This window comes from Methylovulum psychrotolerans, assembly GCF_002923755.1.
GTDB lineage: Bacteria > Pseudomonadota > Gammaproteobacteria > Methylococcales > Methylomonadaceae > Methylovulum > Methylovulum psychrotolerans.
Genome location: NZ_PGFZ01000006.1, coordinates 13023 through 22735, shown reverse-complemented (window position 1 = coordinate 22735; position 9713 = coordinate 13023). Strand labels below are relative to the sequence as shown.

The 9713-nt window shown below is 61.8% G+C and carries 1 protein-coding gene; it reads left to right on the top strand.

All coding sequences use genetic code 11. The annotated features are described in order from the left end of the window. A partial coding sequence (locus tag AADEFJLK_RS25140; protein WP_211299217.1) for a non-ribosomal peptide synthetase occupies positions 1–9713 on the top strand: 9713 nt, incomplete at both ends.

Sequence of the window (9713 nt, the reverse complement as noted above, 5' to 3'; positions counted from 1 at the left end):
GGCAGGCGGGGCGTATTTGCCGCTGGACCCGGCCTACCCGGACGGGCGGCTGGCCTATCTGCTCGAAGACGGCCAACCCGTCGCCCTGCTGACCCAAGCGGCCTTGCGGGCGCGTCTGCAAGCCTTGCCGGGCGGGGGGTTGCCTGTCATCGTCATGGACGGGTTGTCGGATGCGGCGGGGCAGGGTGGGGATGACCTGAACCCTGACCCGCAAGCCTTGGGGCTGACCCCGGAACATCTGGCGTATGTCATTTACACCTCCGGCTCTACGGGGCAACCGAAGGGGGTGATGATTGAACATCGGAACACCTTAAACCTTATCGCTTGGGCCAGTACCGAATTCAGCCCCGCGCAACTGGCACAAACCCTGTTCGCCACTGCCATTAATTTTGACTTGGCAGTGTTTGAATTGTTTGTACCGTTAAGCACAGGCGCTTGTGTCTGTTTGCTTAAGGACTTACGCGGCAGCGACAGCCCGCTGGACGGTGTCACCCTCATCAACACCGTGCCGTCCGCCGCCAAACTGCTGCTGGACAACCGCCGTATTCCCGCCAGCGCCAAAACCATCAATTTGGCGGGCGAACCCCTAACACGGACGCTGGCCGAACGGCTATTCACCGACAGCCCGGCAGAAACAGTGGTTAACCTGTACGGCCCTACCGAAACCACGACCTATTCGACGTGGGTCGCCATGCCCAAAGCGGGCGGCTTTCTGTCCCATATTGGCCGCCCTATTGCCAACACGCAAATTTATATCCTCGATAGCCATCGGCAACCTGTGCCGCTGGGGGTGACGGGCGAGCTTTACATCGGCGGTGCGGGCGTGGCGCGGGGTTATCTGCACCGCCCCGAACTGACCGCCGAACGCTTTATCGACAATCCCTTCCGGCCAGACGGCGCGGCGCGTCTGTACAAAACGGGCGATATAGGCCGCTGGTGGCCGGACGGTACTATCGAATATTTAGGGCGCAACGATTTCCAAGTCAAGCTCCGGGGCTTCCGCATCGAATTGGGCGAAATCGAAGCCCGTTTATGTCTATGCCCCGGCATCGGCGAGGCCGTGGTTATCGCCAGGGAAGATATGCCGGGCGATCAGCGTCTGGTCGCCTACGTTGTTCCGGCGGCAGGCCACAGCCCAGACCCCGCCGGACTGCGCCGCCAGCTCGCCGTGCATTTGGCCGACTATATGCTGCCCGCCGCCTTCGTCAGTTTGGCGGCGTTGCCGCTGACCGCCAACGGCAAGCTAGACCGCAACGCCCTGCCCGCACCTGAAGGCGACACCGCCGCCACCCGCTGTTATGAAGCCCCCCAAGGCCACACCGAGACCGTCATCGCCGGGCTTTGGCAAGAACTGCTACATCTAGAACACGTCGGGCGGCAAGACCAGTTCTTTGAACTGGGTGGGCATTCGCTGCTGGCAGTGCAACTGGCTGCAAGGCTACGCCAAACGCTAGGCGTGGAACTGCCGCTAAGCGAGGTATTCGCCCATCCGGTGCTGGCGGAACTCGCCCTGAGCGTCGCCCAAGCGGCCCAAAGCCTGTTGCCGCCGCTTCTACCCTGCGACCGTAGCCAGCCCATTCCGCTGTCATGGGCGCAACAACGGCTCTGGTTCCTCGCCAAGCTAAACCCCGAAGCCAGTGCCGCTTTCCATATCACCGCCGGGTTACGCTTACAGGGCAAATTAAATAAAACGGCCCTGAAAGCCACGCTAGACCGGATAGTGCGCCGCCATGAGATATTACGCACCTGTTTTGTCAGCGTTGACGGCCAACCCCAGCAAGTCATTGCCGAGCCGGGTTTTGCGTTATGGGAACGCGACTTACGTCCGCCCACAGCCGGCCCTATCGATATAAACCGCTTATGTGCCGAAGAAACTGCGCGGCCTTTTAATTTGGCACAAGGACCGCTGATCCGTGGCCAGTTATTACAATTGGCCGATGATTGCCATATCCTATTGATAACCCAACACCATATTATTTCCGATGGCTGGTCTTTTGGCATCATCGTTCAGGAAGTCGGGGCGCTGTATCCCGCGTTTTGCCAAGGCCTAGCCGACCCTTTGCCGCCTTTGGCTGTCCAGTATGCCGATTATGCCGTCTGGCAACGGCAATGGCTACAAGGTGAAGTGCTGGCGCAGCACTTGGATTTTTGGCGGCAGACCTTAAGCACCGCCCCGACCTTACTGAGCTTGCCGACCGATAAGCCTAGGCCTGCGGTGCGTAGCCATGCGGGCGGCAATATCGGTTTTACGGTATCTGCGGCCTTGTCCACGGCAGTCAAAGAACTGGCCGACCAGCAAAACGCCACGTTATTTATGGCCTTGCTGAGCGCGTGGTCTGTCCTGATGGCGCGTTTGTCGGGACAAACTGATATTGTCATCGGCACCCCGGCCGCCAATCGGCCTTTGGCGGAATTGGCGCCGCTCATCGGTTTTTTCGTCAATACCTTGGCCTTACGCGTGCCGCTAACCAACGACCCGACGGTCGGCGAATTGCTTGCCCAAGTCAAAGACCTGGCCTTACAGGCACAAGCCCATCAAGCCATGCCGTTTGAGCAAATTGTCGAAGCGCTCAACCCCGAACGCAGCTTAGGGCATAACCCGATTTTCCAAGTCTGGTTGAATTTGAACAACACCCCAGAAGTCGCCAGTTTGGCGTTCCCTGAACTCGACATTATCGGCTTGGACGTGCCGCAACACACTACCCAATTCGATTTGACCCTATCCTTAACGGTAGTGGGTAAAGAGATTGTCGGGAATTTAGGCTATAGCAAAGAACTGTTCGATGTGCCGACGGTACAGCGTTTTATCGGCTATTTCTTGGCTATTTTGACGCAAATGGCCGACCAACCGGCATTACGCATTAGCCAATTAGAATTGCTGGCACCTGCCGAACAGCAATGGCTGATGCAATTAAACCAAACCGCAGCCGCTTATCCTACCGAAAAATCCCTGCATGGATTGTTTGAGGCACAGGCGGCGCAGACACCCGCCGTCACCGCCCTCATGTTTGCCGGACAAGCCATGAGTTATGCGGCTCTGGATGCCCAAGCCAACCAATTGGCGCATTACCTGCAAGCGCAAGGTATCCGTGCCGAGATGCCCGTCGCGCTGTGCGTGGAACGCTCACCCGCTATGCTGGTCGGCCTATTGGGCATTTTGAAAGCGGGCGGGGTTTATGTGCCGATAGACCCTGATTACCCTGTAGAGCGTATCGGCTATATTTTACAGGACACCCAAGCCCCGGTTTTATTGACCCAGCAACACTTACGCCCTAGCTTGCCCCAAAATTTGGCGGCCTTAGTGTGTCTGGATCAGCCGGATATTTTGGCGGCTTATCCGGCGGATAAGCTTCAAGTACCGCTACAGCCCTTAAATCTGGCCTATATTATCTACACATCCGGTTCTACGGGACAGCCTAAAGGGGTTTTAGTCAGCCACCGCAACGCCGTGCAGTCAACAACCGCCCGCTTTGCCGCGTATAAAAACCCGTTGCGGGCTTTCCTATTAGTCTCGCCGTTTGTCTTTGACAGCTCGGTGGCGGGGCTGTTCTGGACTTTATCCCAAGGTGCTTGCCTGTGTTTGCCGGAACCGGAGGTGGCCAAAAACCCTATCGCCTTAGCGGCGTTAATCGCCCGGGAACAAATCAGCCATATCCTTGCCTTACCGTCTTTCTATACCGCCCTCTTGGCGCAAGGCGCGGAGCAACTGCAAGCCTTAAACACGGTCATTGTCGCGGGCGAAACCTGTCCGGTCGAGGCCGTCAAACACCATTACGCCCAGTTAGGCCATGCCGCTTTATACAATGAATATGGCCCGACCGAAGCCACCGTTTGGAGCAGTGTCTACGCCGCCAGCGCGGCGGACAGTAACCGCCCCTTACCGATAGGCAAGCCGATTGCCAACGTCCGGCTGTATGTGCTGGATGCCGGGTTAATGCGCGTACCTGTCGGCGTGACTGGAGAACTGTACATTGGCGGCGCGGGTATCAGCCGGGGCTATTTGCACCGCCCGGATTTGACTGCTGAACGCTTTATCCCCGACCCGTTCAGAGCAGACGGGGGGCGGTTGTATAAAACCGGGGATTTGGCGCGTTATCAGCCTGACGGCAACCTCGAATTTTTGGGGCGTAGCGACCAACAGGTAAAAGTGCGCGGCTTCCGTATCGAGTTGGGCGAAATTGAAGCCCGTCTTGCCGCTTGCACGGGGTTGAGGGACGTGGCGGTGCTGGTGCGCGAAGACCAGCCGGGCGATAAGCGCTTAGTCGCTTATTTGCAAACGGCGGACAGCCTGCCTGTGGCACAGTTGCGCGGCGAGTTACAGGCGGTGTTGCCGGAGTATATGATCCCCAGCGCGTTTGTCTGCCTAAGCCAGTGGCCGATAACGGCAAACGGTAAGCTTGACCGCCACGCCTTACCCGCACCGGACAGCACCGCAGTGGCCTTACAGGGCTATGCCGCACCGCAAGGGGCGGTGGAAACCGCCTTGGCCGAACTGTGGCAAACGCTGTTAGGGATAAGCCAAGTGGGCCGCGACGACCACTTTTTTGAATTGGGCGGGCATTCCTTGCTGGCCATCACCTTGATTGAGCAAATACAACAACAAGGTTACGCCGCTGATGTGATGAGTGTGTTCACCACGCCTGTACTGGCCGAAATGGCCGCCAGCATTGCCGAAACCGCCGCTGACCGGGAAGTGTTTAGCGTGCCGCCGAATGTCATCCCGACCGATTGCACGGTGCTGACCCCCGATATGCTGCCTTTAGTGACGCTAAGCCACAGCGAACTTGCGCAAATCACCGCGCTAATTCCCGGCGGCGCGGCCAATATTGCCGACATTTATCCGCTCTCGCCGTTGCAAGAAGGTATGGTGTTCCACCATTTGCTGGCAACGGACGGCGACGCGTATTTAATGCGCCTGCTGTTCCGGTTTGACCAGCGCAGCCGTTTGGCCGCTTTTCTTGAGGCCTTACAAACCGTTATCAACCGCCACGATATTTTGCGCACCGCCATTGTTTGGCAAGGCTTGGCGGAACCTGTCCAAGTTGTGCAACGCCACGCCCTATTACCGATGACCGAACTGGCTTGTAGTGCGGGTGAAGACGCTATGCAAGGCCTATTAGCGCGTACCGATCCGGGGCAGTTACGGCTGGATCTGCAACAAGCCCCGCTGTTTGCCGCCTATTACAGCGCCGATGCGGCCTCCGGGACTTGGTTATTGGCCTTGCTGAACCACCATGTCATTCGGGATCATATTACGGGGGAATTGGTGTTGGCCGAAATCCAAGCCTTGCTGGCCGGGCAGGGCGGGCGTTTAACCGCCTCCTTGCCATACCGCAATTATATTGCCCAAGCACGCGCGGTGCCTGTCAGCCATCATGAAGCCTATTTCCGGCAACAATTGGCCGAGGTTACCGAGCCGACCGCCCCGTTCGGTTATCTTGATGTGCAAGGTGACGGCAAAGACAGTCGGGAAGCCCAGTTGCCATTAAGTCCTGCCTTATCGCAAGCGATTCTCCAGTGCGCCAAACAACAGGGGGTTGCTAACGCGGTCATCTTCCATGCCGCTTGGGCGCAAGTGTTGGCCGGGTGTACAGGCCGGGACGATGTGGTGTTCGGTACGGTGTTGTCAGGGCGGCTGCAAGGCTTGGGGGTTTCTGACCAAGCTTTGGGCATGTTTATGAATACCTTGCCTATCCGTATCTGTTTGGCGCATTTGACCGCCGGGCAATTAGTGCAAGAAACCCATCGGCAATTGACCGGGTTACTGGCGCACGAACAGGCTCCGCTCGCTTTGGCGCAACGGTGCAGCGGCGTTACTGCCTCTCTGCCCTTATTTACGGCCGTGCTGAATTACCGCCACAGCCATAAAGCGGGTGATGAAGCCGCTAACGCGGCTTGGCAAGGTGTGGAACTGTTACGCGCCGAAGAGCGCACCAACTATCCCATTACCTTGTCTGTCGATGATTTAGGCGAAAGCTTTAGCCTTGCTGCCCAATGTATCGGCAGCATCGACCCGATACGGGTCGCCGCTTACCTTGAGGCCGCCATTAGCCAATTGACGGGGGCACTGCTACATCAGCTTGACCAGCCCGTCAGCCAACTTAGCATTTTACCCGAACCTGAACGCCAGCAACTCCTCTACGGCTTTAACCACACCGCCACCGCCTGCCCGCAACACCTGTGCGCCCACCAACTGTTCGAGCGGCACGCCGCCAGGCAGCCGGACGCGCCCGCGCTGGACTGTGCCGGGCAAACGCTCAGTTACGGGAGCCTGAACCGCCAGGCCAACCGCGCCGCCCACGCGCTGCGGCGGCTGGGGGTGCGCCCGGACGGGCGGGTGGCGGTCTGCGCCGGGCGCGGGGTGGCGGCGATTGTCGGCCTGTTGGCGGCGCTCAAGGCGGGCGGGGCGTATGTCCCCATCGACCCGGCGTTGCCGGACGGGCGGCTGGCCTATCTGCTGGCCGACAGCCAACCCGTGGCGGTGCTGGCCGACGCGGCCGGCCTCGCGCGGTTGCCTGAGGGCTTAGGCCTGCCTGTACGGGTGTTGGATGCGGCGGGCGGTTTGGCGGATTCGGACGGTCTAGGGGATGTGGTGGGTTTCGGCCACAACATAGACCCCGCCGCCGTGGGGCTGGCCCCCGGCCATCTGGCCTATGTCATTTACACCTCCGGCTCGACCGGACAGCCCAAGGGCGTGATGAACCCGCACCGGGGGCTGTGTAACTTGGTGCAGGCGCAACCGGGGCTGTTCGGCATCCGTCCGGGCAGCCGCGTCCTGCAATTCGCGTCCTTGGGTTTTGACGCGAGCGTCTGGGAGATTTTCACCGCTTTGGGCAACGGCGCGTGTTTGTGCTTGGCGGACACCGGGGCTTTACTGCCCGGCGCGGCGTTGGCGGCGACTTTAGTGGGGCAGGGCATCAGCCACGCCCTGTTGCCGCCCGCCGCCGTGGCGACGCTGCCGGACCCGTCGGCCTTGGCCGGGCTGACCCTGATTGTCGGCGGCGACGTTTGCCCGCCCGCCTTGGCGCAACGCTGGGCGGCGCATGTCCGCCTGTTTAACGCCTACGGCCCCACCGAAGCCGCCGTGTTCGTCACCACCCACGCCTGTCTGTCGCACCGTGCGGGCAGTGTGCCGATAGGCCGCCCCATCGCCAACACGCAGGTGTATATTCTGGACCGGCACCTGCAAGCCGTGCCGCCGGGCGTGGCGGGCGAGCTGTATATCGGCGGCGCGGGGGTGGCGCGGGGCTACCTGAACCGCCCGGCGCTGACTGCGGAACGCTTTATCGCCAACCCGTTCCTTAAGGGGGGCGATGGTGATGCTGGCGACAGCAATGGCAATGCCTATCCCTGTTTGTATAAAACCGGCGACTTGGGGCGGTGGTTGCCGGACGGCAGCATCGCTTATCTGGGGCGTAACGATTTCCAGGTCAAACTCCGGGGCTTCCGCATCGAGTTGGGCGAGATCGAAGCCCGTTTATGTCTATGCCCCGATATCCGCGAGGCCGTGGTCATTGCGCGGGAAGACCAGCCGGGCGACAGGCGGCTGGTCGCCTACCTGATCCCGGAAACTGGGCAAGTTCCCGACCCTGCCGAATTGCGCCGGACACTCGCCGGACAACTGGCCGAGTACATGCTGCCCGCCGCCTTCGTCAGCCTGGAACAGTTCCCCTTGACCGCCAACGGCAAGCTCGACCGCCAGGCCTTGCCCGCCCCGGACGGCGGCGCCGCCGCACGGGGCTATGAAGCCCCGCAAGGCACTACCGAGACCCTGATCGCCGGACTGTGGCAAGAACTGCTGCATTTGGGACCCGTCGGGCGGCATGACCAGTTCTTCGAACTGGGCGGGCATTCCTTGCTGGCGGTGCAACTGGTCGCCCGGCTACGCCAAACCTTGGGCGTGGAAGTGCCGTTGCGCGAAGTGTTCGCCCATCCGGTGCTGGCCGAATTCGCCCTCAGCGTCGGCCAAACCGCACAAAGTGCTTTGCCGCCCATCCTGCCCTGCGACCGTAGCCGCCCCATTCCGCTGGCGTGGGCGCAACAACGGCTTTGGTTCCTCGCCCAGCTCGACCCCGCCGCCAGCTTGGCTTACCACCTGCCGCTGGGGGTGCGTTTGGACGGCAGGCTTGACCGCGCCGCCCTGAGCGCCGCTTTAGACCGCCTCATCGCCCGCCATGAGGCGTTGCGCACCACGTTCAGCGAAGATGACGGCGAACCCCGGCAACACATCGCCCCCGCCGGGTGCGGCTTTTGTCTGGCCGAACACGACCTGAGCGGGCTGGACAGTGCCGCCCAAGCCGCCGCCGTCACCGGGCACAGCGCCGCTGAGGCCGAGACGGCGTTTGATTTCGGCCACGGCCCGCTGATCCGCGGCCGCCTGTTGCGCTTGGCCGCCGACGCGCACCTGCTGCTGGTCACCCAGCACCACATCATTTCCGACGGCTGGTCGGTGGGCAGGTTGCTGCACGAGTTTGCCGCCCTGTACGCGGCGTATTGCCAAGGCCTGCCCGACCCGCTGCCGCCGCTGGCCTTGCATTACCCCGACTACGCCGCTTGGCAGCGCCAATGGCTGCAAGGCGCGGCGCTCAACGCCCAGCTCAGCCATTGGCGGCAGCACTTGGACGCTGCGCCCGCCCTGTTGGCCTTGCCCACCGACTACCCGCGCCCCGCCCGGCAAAGCTACCACGGCGCGGATTGGCGTTTCCGCTTGCCGCCAGAACTCAGCCGCGCCGTCAGCCAGTACGGCCAACGCCACGGCGCGACCCTGTTCATGACCCTGCTCACCGCCTGGGCGGTGTTGCTGTCGCGCTTAAGCGGCCAAACCGACGTGGTCATCGGCACGCCTATCGCCAACCGCCGCCACGCCGAACTGGAGCCGCTGCTCGGCTTCTTCGCCAACACCCTCGCCCTGCGCGTCCGCCTCGACGGCGACCCCAGCGCCGACGCGTTGCTTGCCCAAGTCAAGGCCACCACCTTGGCCGCTTACGCCCACCAGGACTTGCCTTTCGAGCAGTTGGTCGAAGCCCTCAACCCGCCGCGCAGCCTCGCGCACAGCCCGGTGTTCCAAGTGCTGCTCAGCCTCGACAACACCCCCGGCGGCGGCTTGCCCGACCTGCCCGGCCTGCGCCTGTCCGGCCACGGCCAAGACCGCCAAACCACCCAGTTCGACCTCAGCCTGTCCCTGGCCGAACACGGCGGCGTGCTCAGCGGCACCCTCCAATACGCCACCGACCTGTTCGACGCCGCCAGTGCCGAACGCATAGCCGGGTACTACCAGACCCTGCTCGGCCAGCTCACCGCCGACGGCCAGTGTCCGGTCAGCCGCCTGCCCCTGCTCAGCGCCGCGCAACGTCGGCAACTGCTGGACACCTTTAACGCCACCGAAGCCGATTACCCGCAACACTTGTGCGTCCACCAGTTGTTTGAACGCCAAGCGGCACAAACCCCGACAGCCACCGCCTTAAACTTTGCAGGCCACAGCTTAAGCTACGCAGAACTCAACCGCCTCGCCAACCGCCTCGCCCACCGCCTGTTGGCTTTGGGGGTGCGGCCTGACAGCCGCGTGGGCATTTGTGCCGAACGCAGCCTGGAGATGGTCGTCGGCCTGCTCGCCATCCTCAAGGCGGGCGGGGCGTATTTGCCGCTGGACCCGGCCTACCCGGACGGGCGGCTGGCCTATCTGCTCGAAGACGGCCAACCCGTCGCCCTGCTGA